The sequence below is a fragment of the Sphaerochaeta sp. PS genome, assembly GCF_032144095.1.
Lineage (GTDB): Bacteria > Spirochaetota > Spirochaetia > Sphaerochaetales > Sphaerochaetaceae > Sphaerochaeta.
In genome coordinates, this window is the sequence record NZ_JAVSNJ010000003.1 from 138,294 (window position 1) to 159,607 (window position 21,314).

Below are 21,314 nucleotides of genomic sequence, written 5' to 3' on the forward strand. Positions count from 1 at the left end.
CCTTCTGCACGCAGAGGGCTCCTTCTTCGCCTGGACAAAAGAGAAAGACGGCTCTACCTCACATGGAGCATGAGGTAGAGCCTATACAATGTACTCTCGCTTTTTGCCTATATTCCCAGCATTCAGCATTGTCCCTTTTCTAGAAGTACCAGCGTACGGCCATCCAGGCTAGGCTGTTCTCCTTGTAGTAGCCGAAGGTCCCGTCCTCGTCCCCAACGAAGAGGTCGACACCACCCTCGAGCACCACACCATCCTCAATGCTCCAGGATAGTGAGGGCCTTACCAGGGCATTGAGGGGATCGGTCTCGATGTAGGTGAACAGCTTGGCTGTCAAGCGATCGGAGATGAAGGTCTTCTGGACCCTGAAGGTAAAGGTATTGCTGTACTCCTTGACCGGACGTCCCTGTTCCATCAGCTTGGCGTTGTGGTCAAACAGATACCCGAAGATATACTGGGCCGACATTTGGGCCTGCCACAAGCTCCAGTCCAATCCTGCAAGGGCCTGTACCTGGTGGTGGTTCTCGACCACTACGGAAGGGGGTGGTCCTTGAGTAACTGCTGCGAAAGGCTTGTCAAAATAGCCTGCAGCCTCCAGCCTCAATACAGAGGACCCCACTGTTGTGCTCAACGACCCTCCACCCATGGTGTAGCGACCATATTCCTGGTCTATAACAGGAGGAGTTCCTGGAGTTACCTTGCTGATGTACGGCTCATTGGTGAATGCATAGCCTCCCATGAGGGCCCAGTTTGCCTTTGATCCGAAGTGGCTTATCTTGCCGAAAACCTCACTGTTCTCCAGCCTTGCTTCTACCGAAGCGGGAGAATTGACAGTTGCAGAAGCCAATTGGCCAGGCATCTTTTTTGCCCACATTGATTCCTTGTCTGGCAGGGTCGACGGAACAAACCTCGGTATCCATATGCCTTCAAAGGTAAATGCATCCTTGTAGTAGTCCACCTTGATGGCAGGCACACCCTTACGGATCTCCTTGAAGTCTGCAAGGATGAAGGAACGCATGTCGCGTGGACTGACCAGGTCGGTGATGAAGGCCCCTTCAGCCTCACCCCAGATGATGGCCTGTTTCCCTATCCTGATATCTGCATTCTCCAGGAAGAAGTCCATGTAGGCCTCCCTTATGCCTAGGGTTAAGGGTTTGTCGTCACTCATGTATACCGTCGGGTTCACTACGAGACGGGTATGCTCCCCCCAACCGGTGAGGGTGAAATCCAAGGCCTGTTCATGGACAGCGAACTCTGAGTTTGCGAAGGTATAGGCCAGGTAGTCCCGCAGCATGCCGTTGAACTCGATGCTTTTTGCCGAGAGGGTGAGTATGGCGAAGCTGAACAGCGCAGCTAGCAGCACTATGGGTTTGATCTTGTTGTGTCTCATATGGATTGTTCTCCTTTATATTCTTGGGCCGATCTGCATCTGCCTCTCGGTGAAGAAGTTCTCTTTCAGGTCATTGTTGAAGGAGACATCCAGCATCTGGATTCTCGTGGAACTGTTCTTCTCGAGGTTGCTCATCTTCATGTCCGTGATGACCCACACCCCATCCTTTTTCTCATACGAGTTGATCTCCAGCCTCTTGCCGATGGTCCCGTTGGCGAGGTAGAACTCCTTCTTCAACCCGATCCACTCGTTGTCCACCACCCAGGAGAGGGTTTTGGCGTAGGTGGGCTTTGCCTCCTTGGGTATGCTTTCGACCACAAGGCAGCTCCTGCCGTCGACCATCTCGGTTCTGAGTACCTTGTGGGTATCGGCACTTGGATGTCGGGTTCCCATATCATCGTAGGTAAAGTCAGAACCCATGAAGGAATCACTCTTTCCGTCCGATGCGACACGCTTCACCCGTTTGAGGGCAGGTAGGTAGATCCACTGGTCATCGCTTCTTCCATCAGCGTAGCTGTAGCTGAGGAAGCTGGTGTTCTTCACGTCAGCAGGAGCGAGGAAGAACATGATCTTCTTTTCCCCGGTGGCATCAGCCTGTCTGAACTGCTGGATGCTTCTTTCCCGTGTCGAACCCTTGGAATTGGTCAGGGTCATCACCAAGTTGGCACTCATGTTGTTGCCGCTGTCACGGTTGTATACGTTTTGCATTGCCTCTTCTCCGCTGATTGCAGCCGAGAGGCTTGTGATGGCGAGCAGGGTGAGCATTACACTGAATGCCACGCGTCTTGTGTGTTTGTTTCTCATACTGTTGTAGCTCCTATGGTTTGGTCTTTCCTAATGTTCCTGGGCAAGAGGAGACCCCTTTTGTCCAGATGGTTGATGATGACGATGAGGATGGTAAGGGTAAGGGTCGCACTCATGGCCATGTTCAGCACGATGAGGGCACCTACCTGCCTGTTGGGTGGGAAGACACTGAACAGCAGGACGGCAAAGCCTCCCATCACGGCAATGGCGTTGAGGATGATCGCCCGGCCGGTATGGCTGAGCGTCTCTTTCGTGGCCTGTTCGATGTCATATCCCTTGAGCCTACGGTTGGTGTAGTGCTCAAGCAGGTGTATGGAGTAGTCGACCCCGATTCCCACCGCAATGCTGGAGATGAGTGCTGTTGCAGAGCTGAGGGGGATGTCCAGCAAACCCATCACCCCAAAGTTCACCACGGCAGTGATGGCGATCGGAACCGTTCCTGCAAGGCCTACCCAAAGGTTTCTGAACAGCAGGGTAAGCAGGATGACCACGATGACAAAGGAGAGGACGAGGCTTATGATCTGCCCTTTGAGCAGGAGACTTGAGAATACATATGCCTTGTAGCCGCTGCCTGCAAAGCTGATGGTAATCCCATAGGAAGCAAACTGGGCCTCTGCCTCCTGTGCCAATTCGATGATGGAGCCCAGTACTGCAGAGCTGTCGCTCTTCAGCTGGAAGGTGATGTTCGCCTTGGTATAGTCGTAGTCGATTACCTTCTCCAAGGTCTCCGGGTCGCCGGAAAATTCGTACAGAAGCAGGTATTGGGCAACCAGATCCCTGCTTTCAGGAATGGTCCAGAAACTTGTGTCGTTGTCATGCATGACCAGGTTCATCTGCTTGAGGAATGTGGTCAGCGAGAAGGTTGATCCGACCATCGGGTCCTTGGCCAGCCTTGTCTGAAGCTCATCCATGGCCAGCAAAACTGCAGGTTCCTTGAAAACTCCTTCCTCATCCGAGCTGAGGATGATGTTGAGCGAAGAGGTCCCTCCAAACTTCTTGTTTACGAATGCATCGGTCATCGCGATGGGGGAGTCGGGTTCGAAGTTTGCCAAAAAACTGGTATCGATCCAGACTTTTGTCGCCCCGTACCCACTGAGGATGATGAGCAGGACCGTCAGGGTGATCACCCACCGTTGTTTTTCGATGAGCAAGATACCCCACCTGTGGTCCTTGGGGGGCTTCTGCTGTTTTGCAGTCAGCCCTTTTGCCTTCTTTTTGGGGATGCCAAGGAGGTATACCGAAGCCGGGAAGAGAATGAGAGCCAACAACATCTCGGCGATGACCCCTATTGCGGCAAAGAGGCCGAAATACCGGACAGGAAGCACTTGGCTACTCATCAGGGATATGAACCCGATGGCCGTGGTTAGAGCTGCCATGAAGATGGGCCTGATCATCTCCTTCAGGACCGACTGGGCAAGCTGGTCCCGGCTAAGCTCTGGGGAGTCCTGGATCCTGTGGTGGATCGCATTGTGCATGTGGATGCCGTAGGCCACCCCGATTGCAATGAGCATGACGGGTATCATGGTATCCACTGCATAGATGGGGATGCCCAGCAAGGCTTTCGTGCCAAAGGCGAAGAGCGTGCCAAACAGGACGATGACCATGTTGATGATGGTATCCCGTACCGAACGGAGCAAGAGATAGAGCAGGATGATCATGAACAGAATTACCAGGGGGAACATGATGGACATGTCCTTCGGACCCAATTCTGCAAGGGAGCCCTCGACTATAGGTCGGCCTGCCACATAGAGGCGCTCAGGCCCTTCCCAGCTTTTTGCATACTCTAGCAGACGCTTCTGCAGGGAGGTGGCATTGCTGTCAGGGTCTATCTCGGCAATGATGAGGGTAGCTGTAGAGTCCAGGCTCACATTCCTTCCGTTGATCATGGAGTTTGCCTTCACACTCTCTTCAAGCCTGGCAAGGTCTTCCCTTGATGTAGGGACTTCCGTGTAGAAGGGATGGACCTCCATATCCCCATCACTGGAGGTGATGTTGTCTGCTGTGGCAAGGGAGGTTACCTTGCCCTCCCGTATTTCAGGAAACTGCTGGGGAAGTTCCTCGGTGATCTTCTTGATCTTCTCCAGGGTGCCAGGATTGTAGATGGAGGTAGGGTGCTCCACCACCAACAGGATCGAGTCCTGGATATTGAAGAGCTCTTCAGCCTCATCGCTAGCCATGAAGGCAGGGTGGGTGGAAGGCATGTACTTGTTCAGGTCGGTCTCAAGGCTTGCGTTTGATGCAATGCCAAAGACAAACAGGGCAAGGAGAGTGACAAGAGCGAGCAAAATGAGTAGTGGTTTCTTAGCTAAAGATGAGAAAAATCTCATAGTTCCTCCAAGTTTGTTATCGTTAACTAATCAGAAGGATACAACAATCCCACTGCTTAGCTGCGTGTGATCTTACGTTAGGTTGAAAAGTTGGACAAAGCTCTTGTGCAGGAGTGGGGCATAGGTGAGAAGGCCTTCCTCCTCCCCTCTGAGGTGCCATCTCGATACGGTGAGACGGATTGTTCCAAAGGTCATGAGGGCTAATTCCTGGGCAGGGATGTCACTCCGACAAGCCCCCTCTTTCATGATGAGGGAAAAATAGGAACTCAGGATTTCCAGGTTCTTCTCCAGGAGGGCATTCAGTTCAGGGCGAAGCTCCGGGTCGGCATTAAAGGTCTCTTCGGCAAAGAGAAGCAAGGAGAAGGCCTTGTTCCCTTCGAGTTCGGAAAAAAGCTGTTCAAGGAATTGCCTGAACTGCACGCTAGGGGAGCCTTGGGGTTTGATGAATCCCTGGAAATTGGGCGCTATCTTGACCTGCAGATAGGCAAGGATTGCGACGAGCAGCTCATGCTTGTTGGTAAAATGCCGATAGAGGGCGGGTTCCGATACCCCAATGGCTGAGGCGACATTGCGGATGGTGAGCTTTTGTATGCCGGACTCTGAGGTCAGTTGTATGGCAGCTTCCAGTATTTCTATCTGTCGGTCGGTCAGCATATCCCCTCCTAGTAGGTTAACGCTCACTAACCTACTGGTATTTGCCTTTTTTGGCAAGGGGTATCCTCATTTTTTTGAGAAATCGTAGCGATGTTCATGTGTTTATTTGACAATGTATGAGGGATTCTTCTGTTGTGTATTATGTAAAAATATAGGTAAAAACAAATTATCTGTCCAGGCTTGTTGTGGTACGGTGATGGAGCCTTATGCCCAAGAAAACGTGTTTTTGGGCATGAAAAAGGGCTGACATCTGCCAGCCCTTCCCTTGGATCATCATCAACTAGTTGTTGACACGCTCCAGATACTCCTTGGTCTCGGTGTTTACCCGAATCTTTTCACCCTGCTTGATGAAGATGGGGACTCGGACCTTCAGGCCAGTCTCGGTAGTCACATACTTGGTGGCTCCCTGGACAGTGTCGCCCTTTACGGCCTCTTCAGCCTCGGCAACAAAGTAGACTACCTTGGGTGGAATCTGGATTTCCAGCAGCTGTGATTCCCAGAATGTGCAACGGTATGTTTCGCCATCTTTCATGAGGAACTCATAGTCAGGGAACGTAGCCATGGGCACTTCGATCTGGTCAAAGGTGTCGGTCAACATGAAGTGAAAGTTTTCACCATCATTGTACAGGTACTGGCTGTCCCTGTCCTGGACCATAATGTCATCGACGTTATCCTGGGTTTTCATGGTCTCGCTGAGAGATTGTCCTGTGGATGGGCTTTTCAGCTTTAGACGGACGAACGCCGATCCCTTTCCAGGGCTTACAAATTCTCGGTCTACGCAAATAAAGGGCTGACCCTTGATCAATAGGGCAGTACCCTTATCTATTTGACCTGCTTTAATCATGTTTATTACCTCATATATAGAATTACGCTTATTTACCGGAGACTAGTGTACCAGAAAAAGGAAAAAGAATCACCCCCTCAAGGCTTGATTCTCCCATAAGCAGCATCTGCAGCCTATCCAAACCCATGGCAACCCCTGAACACTGGGGAAAGGTGGTGAAAATATCTGCAAAATCGGGGTCTGCATCGGGGATGACGCTCTCCTTGTTTGCCCGTTCCTGAACGAGGGAGGCGTACTGTTTCCTGTAGTAGGAGCGTACCTTTTCAGGGTCCCGTTCCTCGTCATAGCAGTTGGCTATCTCGACACCCCCGGCATACATCTCCCAACGCTTGCGGTAGTTGCCGTCACGTTTGGCCAGGCAGTCTATCTGGGCAGGGTACCTGTCAAGGACCAGGGGTTTCTTTTGTGGGAGGTTGGGTTCCACCAAGGTGAGGAATATCCTGTTGAAGGTATCTTCCCAGCTTTCGGGTTCGTCGGGTACCTGCAGGTTTAGCCTCCTTGCCTCCTGGGCAAGGGAACGTTGGCTCTGATGCTTGTCAAGGTCGACCTTGGCAAACTGCCACATGGCCTCGGTTACCGTGAGCCTGTCAAAGGGGGGCTTGAGATGGTCTGGCCCATCCTTGGGAACCAGGGAGGCAAAGAGCTCCTCGGTGAGTGCGACCGAATCTTGCTCATCCATGCCGACGCTGTAGTACTCGAGCATGGAGAACTCGGGGTTGTGGTGCCTGCCTATCTGCTCGCTGTTGCGAAAGCAGTGGCCGATCTGGTAGATGCTTCCAAACCCCTGGGCTATGAGCTTCTTCATATAGATTTCAGGGGAGGGAATGAGGTAGAGCTCCCTTGAATCCAGGAACTCATTTTCGAACCGGGTCCCAAAATTCTCTATGGTAGGTTCTGGGATGAGGTCTGGCGAGAGAGATGGGGTCTCCACCTCAAGATATCCTTTCTGGTCGAAGAAGGAGCGTATGGTTCTATTGAGCTGGCTCCTGAACATAGCTGCAGTTTTCATTGATTTTTCCATTACCCTATCTTAGCCATAGCGGAGCAGTTGTTGCAAGGTCAGCTACCCCTACAGTATACTGCTTTTCATGGAAAGCTATAATCGAGACGATATCATATTTGCCCTTGCGACGGCATGGGCCCAGAGCGCACTTGCGGTCATCAGGGTAAGTGGGGAAGGGTGCACAAAGCTGCTCTCCACCTGCTTCTCACGCCCAAAAGCGCTCATGGATGCACAAAATGCTACGCTGGTGCATGGCTACCTTACCGATGGCCCCGATGGTGCGGTCCTCGATGAGGTTGTTGCAGCAGTATATACACAGGGCCACGGCTACACAGCTGAAGAGGCTGTTGAGTTTACCTGCCATGGGTCACTGCCTGGACTACGGAGGATCCTCTCCTGCTTTAAGCGGTTGGGGATGAGAAATGCAGAACCCGGGGAGTTTACCTTCCGGTCCTTCTTGCATGGGAGGATGGACCTTACCCAGGCAGAGGCTGTCCAGGAGTTGGTAGCTGCCCAAAGTGAGCGTAGCCAGGCCATGGCCCTGTCACGCCTGGAAGGGGGCCTGAGGGAGCAGATCAACGCTACGAAGGAGCAGCTTCTGACCCTGCTTGCCCAGGTAGAGGTACAGCTGGACTATGCCGAGGACGAGCTGGACGAGTTCACCTTCCCCCGGGAAGCATTGGGGGTCCTCTTCCGTTCCATAGCCCTATTGGCAGGGACCTACTCAGTAGGGAGACTCTATGGCCAAGGGGCGAGGATTGTCCTGGCAGGTGCGACCAATGCAGGCAAGAGCACCCTCTTCAACCTCCTGCTCAAACAGGACCGCTCGATCGTGAGTGACATCAAGGGGACCACACGGGACTACATCGAGGCCGACTGCCTTATTGAAGGAATTCCCATTCGGCTTTATGATACTGCAGGCCTGAGGGAGAGCAGCGATACCCTTGAAAGTGCAGGCATCAGGAAAACTGAGCAGCTCATCGGTCAGGCCGACCTGGTGGTGTTTCTTGTAGACAGCAGTGAGGTGGGACATATTCCTGCCAAGGATGAACGTACCCTCATTGTCTACAGCAAGAGCGACCTCTTTCCTGCCCCCAAGGGGGAGCTTGCCATCTCAGCCCAAAGCGGGCAGGGCATCAAGGGTCTTGTTACGGCCATTGCGAACCGTCTCACCTCGGGTTTTGGAGCCACAGGTGATGAGCAGGTGGTTATTGAAAGTGAACGACAGCACAGCCTGTTGGACAGTGCAGCCAAGGCCCTTGAACGTGCCCTGGCTCTTGTAGATATGGATGTTCCCCTGGACATAGTCGCAGTGGAACTAGGGGAGGCGATGCAGAACCTCGGTGAACTTACCGGGGAGGTCACCCCAGCGGATATCCTCCATAAGATATTCAGCGGATTCTGCGTAGGGAAATAAAATGGATTACGATGCAATAGTCATCGGCGGAGGCCATGCCGGAATTGAAGCATGCCTCGCCCTGGCAAGAATAGGGTTCAAGACCCTCTTGATAACACAGAGCCTCGACACGATCGGAAGGCTCTCATGCAATCCCGCCATCGGTGGCCTCTCCAAGGGGAACATCGTGCGGGAAGTTGACGCTTTGGGTGGGGAGATGGCGCACCTGATCGACCACTCCATGATCCAGTACAGGATTCTCAACCGCAGGCGCGGCCCTGCAGTGCAGGCCCCCCGTGCCCAGGCGGACAAGTTCACCTATTCCCGCCTGGCCAAGGAGACCCTGGAGGGGCAGCCGAACCTTGCCCTCTTCATGGACACCGTGGTCGACATCCTCCTGGACAAGAAAGGCAAGACCATAGTCGGGGTAAAGACCGAACGGGGCCACTCGATCTCAGCCAAGGTTGTCGTGCTGACTACCGGGACTTTCATGGATGGACGGATCTTCATTGGCGAATATGATGCCCCCAACGGGAGGCTCGATGAACCGGCGGCCATCGGGTTGGGATCCGCCTTGAGGGCAAAAGGCTTTCCCCTAGGGAGGATGAAGACCGGTACCCCGGCAAGGGTACATGCCTCCTCCCTTGACTTTGACAGGATGGAACTGCAGGACGGGGACCCGATCCTCATGCCCTTCAGCTTTGACTACGATACGGTCGAAAGGCCGATGCTGCCCTGCCACATAACCTGGACCAATGAGGAGACCCACAAGATCATCCGCAGGAACATCCACCGCTCTCCTCTCTACGGAGGGAAGATAGTTGGCCTTGGACCACGGTATTGTCCTTCCATCGAGGACAAGGTGGTGCGGTTCCCCGACCGTGACCGCCACCAGATATTTGTCGAACCGGAAGGTGTCGGCACCCAGGAGATGTACCTCAATGGCATCTCATCCTCCCTGCCCGAGGATGTGCAGTGGGACTATATCCACAGCATCGTGGGCCTCGAGCATGCCCAGATCATGCGACCCGGCTATGCGGTGGAGTACGACTACATCGACCCGTTGAACCTCTTTGCCTCGCTGGAAAGCATGCATGTTGGGAACCTGTTCATCGCAGGGCAGACCAACGGGACCAGCGGCTATGAGGAGGCTGCCTGCCAAGGGCTCATGGCCGGGATAAATGCCGCCCAGAAGCTCAAGGGGGAGGAACCCCTTATCCTCTCACGCAATGAGGCCTACACCGGTGTCCTTATCGATGACCTTGTCACCTTGGGTACCAAGGAACCCTATAGGATGTTCACCAGCCGTGCCGAGTACCGGCTCAACCTCCGCCATGACAGCTGTGACCAGCGCCTTACCCAGAAGGGGTATGATGTCGGCTTGCAGAAGGAAGAGAACCTGTTGAGGCTGAAGACAAAGCTGGAGAAGATCGAGGCGGTCAAGGACCTTCTGGGAAAACGTAAGTATGGTACCAAGGTTGCTTCCGATGCATTGAAGATGCCAGAGGTCACCATGGAGGATCTTGAGGTGGTGATACCCGAGTTGTATGACTTTGAACAGCCCATCCGCTATCAGGTTGAACTGGATGTGAAATATGCCGGATACATCAACCGCCAGGATCGGCAGGTCAGCCGCTTTGAGAAGCTTGAGAGCCTGGTCATCCCAGCAACGTTCGACTATGACAAGATTGAGGGCCTGAGTGCCGAGTCCCGTGAGAAGTTCAAGAAGATACGGCCCCACTCTGTGGGACAGGCTACGAGGATCAGTGGGGTGCGCAGTGGTGACATTGCCATCCTGATCATCCATGTGGACAAGGGAGGCAAGCATGGGAAAGTATGATGAGCTGCTCAGTTCCTCGCTTGCCGAACTGGGCCTTGCGTTCGATGCCGACCAGATGAAACAGCTCAATGCCTATATCGCCGAGCTCGAGCTGTGGAATCCTGCCTACAAGCTGGTAGGTGCGGAAGGGGAGGAATTGATAACCAAGCACATCATTGACAGCCTTTCGGCAGTCAAGACAATCCAAGGCCTCCTTTCCTCCTATACAGAACCCCATATCGCTGACCTGGGCTCGGGGGCGGGCCTGCCTGGCATCCCCTTGGCCATCGCCCTGAAGGGTTGCCATGTAACCCTTGTGGAACGCATGGGCAGGCGTGTTGGTTTCTTGCGCAACGCCTTGGCCATCTGCCGCCTTACAGACCGGGTGGAGGTGTGTGACAAGGACCTGAAGGAGGTCGGAGGGACATTCCATCTGATAACCTTCAGGGCTTTCCGCCCATTGTATGATATCCTTGATGCAGTTGAGCCCATCCTTGCCGAGGATGGAGTGGTGGTTGCCTACAAGGGGCAGGAAGAGAATCTGCGCGTGGAACTGGAAAAGGTGGCTCAGACTTGCACCAGCAGGTGGGACAGTTCGGAAGTATCCCTGAGTGTTCCCCATCTTGAAGCGCAGAGGATGCTTTGCCTATTGCAGAAGCATGACACCTTTTTGAAAGAACGGTGTTAGTCTTCTTAGGGGCTACGAGGAGAAGGTTGTGAAAAAAGGTTCGCATAGACGTATTGTTGTAGGAAGTGTCCTTTCATTGGTTCTGGCACTGCTGCTCGCTTTAGGTGTGGTTTCTGTAAGCTTGGGAAAATCCCATCCGATGGTGGGGCACGCTCTGTTGCTGGTTTCCCGGGTATTTGGGTTTTCGGCCACCGATTCCCCCTTGGGCTTGGTCCCACTCATTGCCTTGCTGTTTGTCTGGAGCGGTATGGGCTTTGCCTTTCGTGGAAAGAGGCGCTTTTCGTTTATCCTGCTTCCACTTACCGCCCTCATGTTCTATACCCTGATGATACTTTCACACATGTTGCAGCAGAGCCCGCGTCCCCATTTCCTGCAATCCTTCTTATACGCTGCCGGTTCCGACCCCCGTTCCGCATCGCTTAGGGTTGTTGTTGCCTTCCTTGCCGAGACCATCCTCTTTGTTGCCTTTACCCTCATCGGTGATGCCCTGGACCGTCAGTTTCAGAAAAAGCAGGCCTTTCAGAAAAAGCTTGCCATGGCCACCGAGGGCAAGAGCGTTGACATGCAGGGGATGACGAGACTGCAGAGAAGGCGGTTCAAAAAAGAGCAGAAACGGCGTGAGAAGGCGGAGAGATCCACGTTGGATGAAGAGGAGAATATCGTCCTCACCAAAAAGCAGGTTGCTCCGGAAGTTGACATCCTCTCAGATGAAAAACTCACCTTCCCCCCCATCGCAGAGATCCCGGAGTTGGGAAGCCTCAAGCGAAAGCGTGAGAAAAAGGTTGTGGTCGAGGATGCCGTTATCATAGAATCCGAGACGCAACCCGCCCTTGGAGTTGTCAGCATCGGGGCTTTGGAGGCTATCAAGGAGGAGCGGGAACGTAACAATGGAGTCTCCTACCTTGAGATGAAGCAGCGTGAGCTGCAGGAAAAGCGAGCAGCGCAACAGGCCGAGCAGAAGCCTGCTGAACCAAAACCGGAAATGCCGGAGAAAAAGCATATGGCCAAGCTTTCAGGTTTCCTGCAAGGTGCCCTGGAAGCTGTTGGCAAAGGACCTTCCCAGGCAGTGGAGCCCAAAGCCGAACCCACGGGAAAGGCAACGGGTATGCTTGCAGAGGCTGTTGCCCACAAGCAGCAGAGCAAAGGCCTTGAGGCTGTTGCCCTTGGAGTAAGGATACCCCAACAGCAGGATGATGATGAACAGCCCCTGCAGGTCAGGGAACGGATCCTCTCCGTAAGGCCTCCTGTACAGGCCAAGGTGGAGGTTCCTGTTGAGGAAGCTCCCCCTGTCAAGGAACCTGAGCAGGGCATCAGCCCGTTCGCACCCCAGAGCACGGCAAGGCCCATCAACGGAGGCTTTAGTGAGGATGCTCCCGTTGCTGAAGTTGTCGTCACCAATGAAGAGGATGAGTTGGAGGTTGCCAGTGGGGTTGGTGGTTTGACCAACAACTGTGGCAGTGGCAGTGCCCTCATCAACAAGGGCAAGCTCTCCTACCAGTTCCCTCCAGAATCGATCCTGGTGACCTATCCCAAGATTGGCAATGAGGTTGATGAGGAGAGTCTTGAACGAGGCAAGACCCTGGTTGCGACCCTGGAGCAGTTCAATGTGCATGTTGAGCTTACCAACATCGTCAGGGGTCCCACGGTCACCATGTTTGAGATCCTCCCAGCGCCGGGGATCAGGGTCAACTCCATAGTGAACCTTGCCGACAACATCGCCTTGGCACTTGCGGCAAAGCAGGTGAGGATTGTGGCTCCCATTCCCGGCAAGTCAGCGGTCGGCATCGAGATACCCAACCTCAAGCGGGACATCATCGGATTCAAGGAGATGATATCCTCCATCGACGACAAGCAATACCATATTCCGATGGTCCTTGGCAGGAACCTTATGGGAGAGCCGATCGTCATGGACGTCAACAAGGCCCCCCATCTGCTCATCGCAGGATCCACGGGAAGTGGCAAGAGCGTTTGCGTGAACTCCATGATCTGCTCCCTTCTCTTTCGCAAGTCTCCCAAGGAGATCCGCCTTATCCTGGTTGACCCGAAGATCGTTGAGCTGAGCATCTACAATGGAATCCCCCACCTGCTGACTCCGGTGATACACGACCCGAAAAAGACCCTGAAGGCCTTCGATTTCTGCCTCTATGAGATGGACAGGCGGTATCGTCTGCTGCAGGGCATCAACGCAAGGAATATCGAGGGCTACAATGGAAAGATTGTCGAGGACCGCCTTGCCCGGGAAAAGCTGCCCTATATTGTCATCGTCATCGATGAGTTTGCTGACCTGATGCATACCGTAGGGAAGGAGCTTGAGAACAAGGTCTCCCGTCTTGCGGCCATGAGCCGGGCTGTCGGCATCCACCTGGTGCTTGCTACCCAGAGGCCGAGTGTGGATGTCATCACCGGCGTCATCAAGAGCAATATCCCAACCCGCATCGCCTTTGCCGTCACCAGTACTACAGATAGCCGCATCATCATCGATGAAGGCGGGGCTGAGAAGCTTCTGGGCAAGGGTGATATGCTCTTTGTTGCCAGCAGCGACCCCACTGCCGAGCGGATCCAGGGGGCATTCCTCAGCGACAAGGAAGTTGAGCAGGTCGTACGGTTTGTCTCCAAGCAAGGGGTACCTGACTTCATCGACGACTCCTTCTTCGAGGATGAGGAGCCTGCCAGCAGTGACAACGGAAGTGACTATGCTGATGGAACCGATGATGACCAGCTTATGGAACGTGCCCTTGAGATCGTGGTTGAGCGAAAGAGCGCCTCTGCCTCCTACTTGCAGAGAAGGCTCAAGATTGGGTATAACCGTGCTGCACGCCTGGTAGAGCAGATGGAGGAGATGGGCTATGTCGGCCCACCCAATGGCAGCAAGCCCCGAGAACTGCTCAGATATCCCTAATACGTAGAAAAGAAGGTACCTTCATGGTCAGAGAACATGCGATAAGAAACGGGGTTGTCATTGCTGAAAGGGAGGCGTGCCTGCCTGTGACAAACAGGGAGGTCCAGTTCGGCTTCTCCACCTATGAGTCCATTCGGGTGATCAAGGCACATCCTGTGCACCTGGAGGACCATCTGGTACGGCTTGCAAACTCCTGTAGGGGCATCCATCTGCAACACCCTTTCAGTGAGGGGGAGTTGAGCTCCTGGGTCCATGAGCTTATCCGTTTGGATAGCCTGGAAGAGGCCACCGTAAGGATTCAGGTTTTCGGTGGCCCGGAGCCACTCTGCTTTATTACGGCCTCTGCATTGCTCAGCTATCCCGAGGGGTTTTATACCCAAGGGGTCAGCGCCATCACGTACGAAGGGGAGCGGCTCATGCCTTCCTGCAAAACAGGAAATCTCTTGCTCAACTACATGGCCTTGGAGAAATCCAGGCGCTCCGGGGGCTTTGAGGCCCTCCTGATCGACCGCAATGGCCAGGTCCTGGAAGGGACCCGCAGCAACTTCTTTGCCTTTCGTGACGGCAGGCTCTTTACTGCCAAGGATGACGAGGTCCTTCTGGGGGTGACCCGCGACAGAATCCTTCAGGCCGCCAAGGTCTTGGGCATTGAGGTTGTATTTTCGGCCCCACTGGCTTCGGACCTTGCCAAAGGGCTCTATGACGAACTGTTCATCTCGGCTACCAGCATGGGTGCTATGCCCCTTGCAGCCCTTGATGGACGGCCCTTCTGCCCTCCCTTTACCCGCACCCATGCTATCTGTGACCTTGTGCGCTCCTGGGAGCTGGAGGACTAGGCTAGGCTATGCAGGTGGGAGGGGGGTTGGTGATGATCCCAACTGAATCCTATTTGCAGGGGCTGTCCACTTCCAATCTATCTAACCTACGCTCATTCATTCGTTGGCTGCTAGAGCTGCTAAACATGAAACAGAGCCTTTGCCCTTGGCTATGTTTTGGTAGGGGAGGTGGACAATAGTGTTGTTTTGCTCTATCTTTATTTGGTGGGCCCGCTTCTTTTTGGCCCCCTCAGATATACAAGTTTGCAAATTCTTATAAAGGCGATATATAGTATTCATGAAATTTACCGAATTACCCTTAAGTGAGCAAGTTCTCAAAGGCGTTGCGTCCGCTCATTTTACCGATTGTACTGAAGTACAGCAACGCGTGCTTCCTGTGAGCCTCACCCAACGAGATGTGATGGTTCAGTCAAAAACAGGTAGCGGCAAGACGGCAGTCTATGTCCTGACCATCCTGGAAAAATTCGTACAGGCACAAAAAGAGGGCAAAGGAAAGCCCAAGGCCCTCATTGTTGCCCCTACCCGTGAGCTGGCAGTCCAGATCGAAGAGGACACCCTCAAGCTATCGGAACATGTGATCGACCTCACCGTCGGTTGTTTCTATGGTGGAGTAGGGTATGCACAGCAAGACAAGATCCTGGCAAGCGGGTGTGACATCTTTGTCTGCACTCCGGGAAGGATCCTCGACTACCAGAAGATGCACAAGATTGACTTCCGTCAGTTCGACATCTTCGTAGTGGACGAGGCGGACAGGCTCTTTGACATGGGCTTCTACCCTGACATCCAGAACATGTTCAGCCTGCTTCGCCCCTGTACCGAAAGGCAGACCATGCTCTTCTCTGCAACCCTGGGCACCAAGGTCAAGAACCTCGCCTGGTCGTTCATGAACAACCCGGCGGAGATTGAGGTCGAACCTGAAGAAATAACCGTCAAGGCTATCACCCAGGAGCTCTATCACATCTCCAAGAGTGACAAGTTCAAGCTGCTGTTGCAACTCCTGCACAGGGAAAATCCTGAGAACTGCCTTGTGTTCACCAACACCAAGGCCCGTTGCATCGAGGTCTCAAAACGCCTCACCCTCAACGGATATGCTGCCAAATACCTGATGGGAGACCTCGCCCAGGCCAAGAGGCTTGAGACGATCGACCGGATGAAGGAAGGGAAGATCAAGTTCTTGGTGGCAACTGACGTCGCTGCCCGTGGCTTGCAGATCGATGACCTCCAGCTGGTCGTCAACTATGACATCCCTGATGACTTTGAAAGCTATGTACACAGGATTGGGCGTACTGCCCGGGCAGGAAAGAGTGGGAAGTCCATCACCCTTGCCGATGAGGAGTATGTATTCGGCCTTGAGCCCATCGAAACCTACATCAACATGAAGATCCCGGTAATTTGGCCTGCCGAGGGCGAATTGCCTGAGGTTGAGGACAAGAGTGCCAAGTTCTCCTTCAGGGACCTGGTCAAGAGCGATGAGTACGCCCCATCCTCCTCCCGTCCTGGTCAGGGACGGGGTGGAAAGCGACCGGGTCCTGCTGGAAGCAGGTCTGGTGGCCCACGTCGGGATGCCTCTTCCTCCTCCTCCTCCTCTTCCCGTCCTCCACGCAAGAGCCAAGGGCCGAGGCCCATCGCTTCTGCACCAAGAGGCGATGCCCCACAGGCAAGAAGACCTAGGGAAGAACAGCCAGCCCGCAGAGAGACCTATGCTCCAAGAAGGAGTAGCTCCAAGAGCTATGCCGAGATCCAGAAGCTCTCGTTGGAAGAGAGGATGAGCTACTACAAACAGCAGTACAACCGGGAGGCCGACCCTTCGCCAGCCATCCCTGCAAAAAAACCTGTTGCAAGTAAGAGTACCCCGCCAAAAGCAAAGAGTGCTCCAGTATCTGCACCTGCACCGACACCTGCACCAAGAGTGGAACAAAAGCAGAAGGAGAGTAAGCCGGGGTTCTTTGCACGACTGTTTGGGAAAAAGAAATAGCATGTTCAGACGTTTCATAGCATATTATCGCCCATATAAAGGATTGTTTTTTCTTGACATGGGCGTAGCTGTATTTGCTTCCATCCTCTCCATCATATTCCCCTCCTTGACCCGCCAGCTGCTGAAGACCGATATCCCCAATGGGGATGTGAAGGCAATCCTGCTCATCTTCGCCCTGATGCTGGCCATCTACGTTGTACAGGCAATCTGCCAGTACATCCGTATGACCTGGGGCCACATCCTGGGAGTGAAGATGGAGACCGATATGCGCAGTGAGCTCTTTGCCCACCTGCAGAAGCTCTCCTTCGGATATTTCGACAAGACGAAGACAGGCCATATGATGAGTCGCATCACCAATGACCTGTTCCAGATCACCGAGATGGCCCACCATGGCCCTGAGGACCTCATCATCAGTGTGGCGACCATCCTGGGATCCTATCTGGTCATGTTCTCCTACAGTGTCAGCCTCTCCCTGGTCTCCCTCATCCCCTTGCCGTTCATGGTTGCCTATGGCATGTACTATGGCCTGAAGATGCGTGCGACCTTCCGTCGTGTCCGCTCTACTGTCGCCGATGTCAATAGCAATGTGGAGAACTCCCTCATGGGAATCCGCGAGGTGAAGAGCTTTGGCCGTGAGGCGTACCAGGAGCAGAAGTTCAACGATGTGAACAACATCCTGCGCGACAGTAAGACAGAGCAGTATAAGGTGATGGGCAGGTACCACTCCGTCATTGGGCTCTTTCGGGAACTCTACTACTTCTGTACCATTGCAGGCGGGGTCATCCTTATCTTGCTTGGCAAGGCACAATCCTATGACCTGGTGACCTTCATCCTCTATGTAGGGGTGGTCCTTCCTCCCATTGACCGGCTCATCAACTTTACCGAACAGATGCAACAGGGTATGGCGAGCTTCGAACGGTTTGCCCAGGTTATGGACGAGACCCCCGCTATCGTCGATACCCGTGATGCCAAGGACCTGAAGATTGGCCACGGCACGATTCAGTTCGAGCATGTGACCTTTCAATATGAATCTTCGACAGAGACCATACTCAAGGATGTGACGCTCTCCATCAAAGGGAGCACTACCGTTGCCCTGGTAGGGGAGTCGGGTGCTGGGAAAAGTACCTTTGCCTCCCTCATTCCCCGGTTCTATGAACCCGGGCAGGGGAGGATTCTCATCGACGGGCAGGACATCACCCAGGTGACCCAACGTTCGTTGCAGAAGAGCATTGGCTTTGTACAGCAGAATGTCTTCCTCTTTGATGATTCCATCAGGGAGAACCTCCGCTATGGCAAGGTCGATGCCACTGAGGAGGAGATGTGGGCAGCCCTCGATGCCGCTAACCTCGGCTCCTTTGTCCGCACTCTCCCCAAGGGGATCGACACAGAGGTAGGCGAGCGCGGGACCCTGCTTTCCGGGGGACAGAAACAGAGAATCTCCATCGCCAGGGTGTTTTTGAAAAACCCACCGATCCTCATCTTTGATGAGGCCACCAGCAGTCTGGACACCGAGAGCGAGGAGCTCATCAGTGAGGCCTTCGACCGGCTCTCTACCGGACGTACTGCCATCGTCATCGCCCACCGCCTAACCACGGTCAAGAATGCAGACTGCATCTTTGTCCTCGATGATGGGCTTCTGATCGAGCAGGGCAGGCATAATGAGTTATTGGCACTGGGTGGACAGTATGCTAAATTGTACAGCAAACAGGATTTTTCCTGAGAGGAGATATGGCATGAAAACAATACGACTTGCAATTGGGTATGTGATCTCAGTACCGGTATTGGTACTCTCCCTGGTCTATGCCTTCATCCCCGCAGGAATCCTGAAGCTCTTCGGTGCCCATAAGGCAGCAGATCGCTGGTTTGAGTTGTGCGGCCGGTTCATCAGCAATGTCGCCCTCTTCTCCTTCGGGGTGAAGATCCATGTGGATGGGAGGGAGAACGTACCTCCAGTAACCAACATCTGCTATATGGCCAACCACCAGAGCATGCTCGACATCCTGGCGTTTGCAGGTCCTGCCAAGCTGTGGGCTGGCATCATGGCCAAGGCTGAGGCCAGGAGGATACCAATCCTCAACCTCTGGTGCTATGCCATCGGGTGCGTCTTCATTGAGCGCACCAGCCCCCATGACTCGATCAAGGCTATCCTGAAAGGGGTACAGAGGCTTAAGGAAGGCAAGCCTATCCTCATCTTTCCCGAAGGGACACGCAGCAAGGTCGATACCATCGGGGAGATGAAGAACGGCAGCCTCAAGCTGGCAACCCGCTCCAAGGCTGTCATCGTCCCTATAACCATCAAGGGCTTGCGTTACGGCCTCGAGGGAATCAAGGATTTCAAACGTGTACATGCCTACATCTCCATAGGCAAGCCCATCTATACGGCCTCCCTCTCCCCTGAAGAGATTGCAACCCTCCACGAACGGGTGTATGGGGAGATTGACAAGCGATTCCATGAACTACCAAACCACAGCTAATACAGGAAGTGTCCCTAGCCTTTCGATAAGGGACCTGATCTTCACCTACCAGACGTGGGGAGCCGAGGGTGGCCATGCTGTGCTCTCAAGCCTCAATCTGGAACTGCAAAGAGGGAGCAAGACGCTTCTGCTTGCCCCCTTCGATACGGGGAAAAGTACCCTTGCCCGCATCATCAGCGGCCTCTGCCCCAAATACCTTCCAGGGGTGTTGGAAGGCTCTGTCCATGTCTGTGGCAAGGACCTTGCAAAGACCGAGCCCTGGGAACTTCTGCTGCAGTGCGGCTATGTCTCCCAAAACCCCCAGGAGCAGTTTGTTGCCCTCTCCGTAGAGGATGAGATAGCCTTTCCCCTTGAATCCCTTGGCCTTGCCAAAGAAGAGATCGCCCGTCGGGTCGACTCTGCCCTCTCCAATTGGGGCCTGCTCGCTTTACGCACTTCCAGTCAGCAGGAACTGAGTGGAGGGGAGCGCAAACGGGTGCTGCTTGCCGTGCAGCAAGCGGTGAATCCCACCCTATGGGTGCTTGACGAATCCTTTGACGACCTGGACCGGTCGTGGAGGGAGTACCTCACCACACTCATCAGGAGAGGAACCCAGACGACCCTCGTCCTGGCTTCCCGCTACCTTGAGCAGTTTGAGGACTTGTTCGACCAGTATGCTCTTCTGGAGGATGGGGCCATCCGCTTTGGGGCCAAGGAGGAGATCCTTTCCTCCTTCTCTGCCCTCTGTGGTGATGACCTGCCCAACCCTATCCGTGGACAGAGTCTTAGGCTGGAGCAGAGGCATATCCTGGCCTGCTCCTCCCTGCTGACAGTCCGATCGCGCATCAGTACCCTTGAGGCAAAACCCTTCAAGCTCTCAGTGCCTGCCTTCCAGCTCTCCAGTGGGGAGTTGGTCACCCTGGTTGGCCCCAACGGCAGCGGCAAGAGTACCTTCAGCCGGCTGCTTTGTGGCCTTGACCAGCCCATTGGCGGGACCATTTCCCTCGATGGCAAAACCATGGGTCCCAAGGAACTGAACCGCAGTGTCGGCTACCTGTTCCAGAACCCTGACCTACAGATCTTCCTTCCCACAGTGAGGGAGGAGCTCTCCTGGTCGCTGAAGCGCCGAAAGGACCTCAATGCGAAGGAGGTCGCAAGCATGGTCGAATCGTGTGCCTCCCTCTTTGGACTCGACCTTGATGAGACACCCTCGACCATGAGCTACCCTTTGAGAAAGGCGTTGCAGGCAGCTGTCTACTATCTGCTCGATCGTCCTTTCTACATCCTGGATGAACTGGACAATGCCCTCACCTATGCAGTGGCGTTGGCGATCATCGCCCAGTTGAGACGCAATGGGGCAGGGATACTGCTCATTACCCATGACAGCAAGTTTGCATCCCTGGTAGGCGAGAGCACCTATGCCATCGGGATGGGCATCCTGGAGAAAGCATGACAACAAATACCTACGTTGCAGGTGATGGCTTTCTCTATCGGATGGACCCCAGGGCCAAGACCCTGGCCATGGTGTTGCTCTGCACCTTGTTTTTCCTGAAGATAACCCTCTTTGGCCTCTACTCGGCTGTGCTTTTGCTTATCCTAGTCGGAAGCATAAACACCGGCCTTCACCATACTGGGCGGACGTTCAGGTCGATCCTCCCCATGCTTCTCTTCATGGCACTCTTCATGCCTTTCAACATCCGCAATGGTGAAAGCCTCATATCCATAGGGTCCTTTACCCTCATTACAAGGGAAGGGGCGTTGCAGGCAGCAAGGCTGGGGGGACGTTTCATCGGGATCACCTACGCCTGCACCCTGCTTTTTGCCACTACGATGATGACCGATGTCATGCTTGCCTTGCGCTGGTACCGCCTACCGTACAAAGCCTCATTGGTGGTTACCCTCTCCTTTACCTACATCCCCTTCATTGCCGATAGCTTTTCCCAGATCTCAGAGTCCCATCGCCTGAGGGATGGGGGAGAGCTGCTGAAGAGACGTTCGGTCTTCAAGCGGCTGAAGGACCTCCTGCCAACCCTTACCAGTGCCCTGGTGGTTGCCCTGCGTTCCATCCCCTACCTGGCGATGAGCCTGGAACAGCGGGGGTTCGGGCGAAGCGAGAAGCGAAGCAGTTTTCATTCCTTGGATTCGTATCGGCATACCTTTACCCATTTCATGATTTCCCTTAGTATACCCATAGTATTATGGCTTGCATTCAGAGTCAGGTAAGGGAAA

At 54.0% G+C, this 21,314-nt stretch carries 16 protein-coding genes; 10 read left to right on the forward strand and 6 right to left on the reverse strand.

Features of this window, described 5'->3' with window-relative positions; genetic code table 11:
* Window positions 1–139: 139 nt before the first annotated feature.
* The 6 genes from ROJ03_RS05170 to ROJ03_RS05195 all read right to left on the reverse strand — a co-directional run bounded on the left by ROJ03_RS05170 (window position 140) and on the right by ROJ03_RS05195 (window position 7,025).
* Window positions 140–1,387 carry a DUF1302 family protein gene (locus ROJ03_RS05170; protein WP_313725933.1) on the reverse strand — a complete coding sequence of 416 codons (1,248 nt, stop codon included), beginning with the start codon at window positions 1,385–1,387 and terminating at the stop codon, window positions 140–142.
* 15 nt (window positions 1,388–1,402) lie between these two features.
* Entirely contained in the window at window positions 1,403–2,191 is a 789-nt protein-coding gene (locus ROJ03_RS05175; protein WP_313725934.1) for an outer membrane lipoprotein-sorting protein, read from the reverse strand.
* The gene (locus tag ROJ03_RS05180; RefSeq protein WP_313725935.1) at window positions 2,188–4,518 is read right to left on the reverse strand and encodes an MMPL family transporter; all 2,331 of its coding nucleotides are present in this window, start codon (window positions 4,516–4,518) and stop codon (window positions 2,188–2,190) included. The genes ROJ03_RS05175 and ROJ03_RS05180 overlap by 4 nt, the downstream gene beginning before the upstream one ends.
* A 72-nt stretch (window positions 4,519–4,590) precedes the next feature.
* On the reverse strand, window positions 4,591–5,172 hold the full coding sequence (locus ROJ03_RS05185; RefSeq protein WP_313725936.1) for a TetR/AcrR family transcriptional regulator: 582 nt from the start codon (window positions 5,170–5,172) through the stop codon (window positions 4,591–4,593).
* Between the two features lie 280 nt (window positions 5,173–5,452).
* Window positions 5,453–6,016, reverse strand: a complete 564-nt coding sequence (gene efp / locus ROJ03_RS05190) for an elongation factor P (RefSeq protein ID WP_313725937.1) — start codon at window positions 6,014–6,016, stop codon at window positions 5,453–5,455.
* Between the two features lie 28 nt (window positions 6,017–6,044).
* Window positions 6,045–7,025: an amino acid--tRNA ligase-related protein gene (locus ROJ03_RS05195; RefSeq protein ID WP_313725938.1), complete on the reverse strand. Its 981-nt coding sequence runs from the start codon at window positions 7,023–7,025 to the stop codon at window positions 6,045–6,047.
* 79 nt (window positions 7,026–7,104) lie between these two features.
* On the opposite strand from ROJ03_RS05195, the gene mnmE reads away from it, so the two are divergent.
* The 10 genes from mnmE to ROJ03_RS05245 all read left to right on the forward strand — a co-directional run bounded on the left by mnmE (window position 7,105) and on the right by ROJ03_RS05245 (window position 21,308).
* Window positions 7,105–8,436, forward strand: coding sequence for a tRNA uridine-5-carboxymethylaminomethyl(34) synthesis GTPase MnmE (gene mnmE, locus ROJ03_RS05200; RefSeq protein ID WP_313725939.1), 1,332 nt, complete (start codon window positions 7,105–7,107; stop codon window positions 8,434–8,436).
* Window position 8,437: 1 nt separating this feature from the next.
* Window positions 8,438–10,255 carry a tRNA uridine-5-carboxymethylaminomethyl(34) synthesis enzyme MnmG gene (gene mnmG / locus ROJ03_RS05205; RefSeq protein ID WP_313725940.1) on the forward strand — a complete coding sequence of 606 codons (1,818 nt, stop codon included), beginning with the start codon at window positions 8,438–8,440 and terminating at the stop codon, window positions 10,253–10,255.
* Entirely contained in the window at window positions 10,242–10,922 is a 681-nt protein-coding gene (gene rsmG / locus ROJ03_RS05210) for a 16S rRNA (guanine(527)-N(7))-methyltransferase RsmG (protein WP_313725941.1), read from the forward strand. Before mnmG ends, rsmG begins: the two co-directional genes overlap by 14 nt.
* Before the next feature lie 28 nt (window positions 10,923–10,950).
* The gene (locus tag ROJ03_RS05215) at window positions 10,951–13,821 is read left to right on the forward strand and encodes a DNA translocase FtsK (protein WP_313725942.1); all 2,871 of its coding nucleotides are present in this window, start codon (window positions 10,951–10,953) and stop codon (window positions 13,819–13,821) included.
* A 23-nt stretch (window positions 13,822–13,844) separates the two neighbouring features.
* On the forward strand, window positions 13,845–14,657 hold the full coding sequence (locus ROJ03_RS05220; protein ID WP_313725943.1) for an aminotransferase class IV: 813 nt from the start codon (window positions 13,845–13,847) through the stop codon (window positions 14,655–14,657).
* Between the two features lie 277 nt (window positions 14,658–14,934).
* The gene (locus ROJ03_RS05225) at window positions 14,935–16,632 is read left to right on the forward strand and encodes a DEAD/DEAH box helicase (protein ID WP_313725944.1); all 1,698 of its coding nucleotides are present in this window, start codon (window positions 14,935–14,937) and stop codon (window positions 16,630–16,632) included.
* A gap of 58 nt (window positions 16,633–16,690) precedes the next feature.
* Window positions 16,691–18,352, forward strand: coding sequence for an ABC transporter ATP-binding protein (locus ROJ03_RS05230; protein ID WP_313725945.1), 1,662 nt, complete (start codon window positions 16,691–16,693; stop codon window positions 18,350–18,352).
* A 13-nt stretch (window positions 18,353–18,365) separates the two neighbouring features.
* Window positions 18,366–19,106 carry a lysophospholipid acyltransferase family protein gene (locus ROJ03_RS05235; protein WP_313725946.1) on the forward strand — a complete coding sequence of 247 codons (741 nt, stop codon included), beginning with the start codon at window positions 18,366–18,368 and terminating at the stop codon, window positions 19,104–19,106.
* A complete protein-coding gene (locus ROJ03_RS05240) occupies window positions 19,060–20,538 on the forward strand; it encodes an ABC transporter ATP-binding protein (RefSeq protein WP_313725947.1) in 1,479 nt (492 codons plus the stop codon). The genes ROJ03_RS05235 and ROJ03_RS05240 overlap by 47 nt, the downstream gene beginning before the upstream one ends.
* Window positions 20,535–21,308 carry an energy-coupling factor transporter transmembrane component T gene (locus tag ROJ03_RS05245; protein ID WP_313725948.1) on the forward strand — a complete coding sequence of 258 codons (774 nt, stop codon included), beginning with the start codon at window positions 20,535–20,537 and terminating at the stop codon, window positions 21,306–21,308. Before ROJ03_RS05240 ends, ROJ03_RS05245 begins: the two co-directional genes overlap by 4 nt.
* Window positions 21,309–21,314: the final 6 nt, after the last annotated feature.

What these genes read in the sequence shown, in the direction of transcription:
- ROJ03_RS05170 (WP_313725933.1), bottom strand. Translation starts at nt 1,387, where the DNA reads ATGAGACACAACAAGATCAAACCCATAGTGCTGCTAGCTGCGCTGTTC.
- ROJ03_RS05175 (WP_313725934.1), bottom strand. Translation starts at nt 2,191, where the DNA reads ATGAGAAACAAACACACAAGACGCGTGGCATTCAGTGTAATGCTCACC.
- ROJ03_RS05180 (WP_313725935.1), bottom strand. Translation starts at nt 4,518, where the DNA reads ATGAGATTTTTCTCATCTTTAGCTAAGAAACCACTACTCATTTTGCTC.
- ROJ03_RS05185 (WP_313725936.1), bottom strand. Translation starts at nt 5,172, where the DNA reads ATGCTGACCGACCGACAGATAGAAATACTGGAAGCTGCCATACAACTG.
- efp (WP_313725937.1), bottom strand. Translation starts at nt 6,016, where the DNA reads ATGATTAAAGCAGGTCAAATAGATAAGGGTACTGCCCTATTGATCAAG.
- ROJ03_RS05195 (WP_313725938.1), bottom strand. Translation starts at nt 7,025, where the DNA reads ATGAAAACTGCAGCTATGTTCAGGAGCCAGCTCAATAGAACCATACGC.
- mnmE (WP_313725939.1), top strand. Translation starts at nt 7,105, where the DNA reads ATGGAAAGCTATAATCGAGACGATATCATATTTGCCCTTGCGACGGCA.
- mnmG (WP_313725940.1), top strand. Translation starts at nt 8,438, where the DNA reads ATGGATTACGATGCAATAGTCATCGGCGGAGGCCATGCCGGAATTGAA.
- rsmG (WP_313725941.1), top strand. Translation starts at nt 10,242, where the DNA reads ATGGGAAAGTATGATGAGCTGCTCAGTTCCTCGCTTGCCGAACTGGGC.
- ROJ03_RS05220 (WP_313725943.1), top strand. Translation starts at nt 13,845, where the DNA reads ATGGTCAGAGAACATGCGATAAGAAACGGGGTTGTCATTGCTGAAAGG.
- ROJ03_RS05225 (WP_313725944.1), top strand. Translation starts at nt 14,935, where the DNA reads ATGAAATTTACCGAATTACCCTTAAGTGAGCAAGTTCTCAAAGGCGTT.
- ROJ03_RS05230 (WP_313725945.1), top strand. Translation starts at nt 16,691, where the DNA reads ATGGGCGTAGCTGTATTTGCTTCCATCCTCTCCATCATATTCCCCTCC.
- ROJ03_RS05235 (WP_313725946.1), top strand. Translation starts at nt 18,366, where the DNA reads ATGAAAACAATACGACTTGCAATTGGGTATGTGATCTCAGTACCGGTA.
- ROJ03_RS05240 (WP_313725947.1), top strand. Translation starts at nt 19,060, where the DNA reads ATGGGGAGATTGACAAGCGATTCCATGAACTACCAAACCACAGCTAAT.
- ROJ03_RS05245 (WP_313725948.1), top strand. Translation starts at nt 20,535, where the DNA reads ATGACAACAAATACCTACGTTGCAGGTGATGGCTTTCTCTATCGGATG.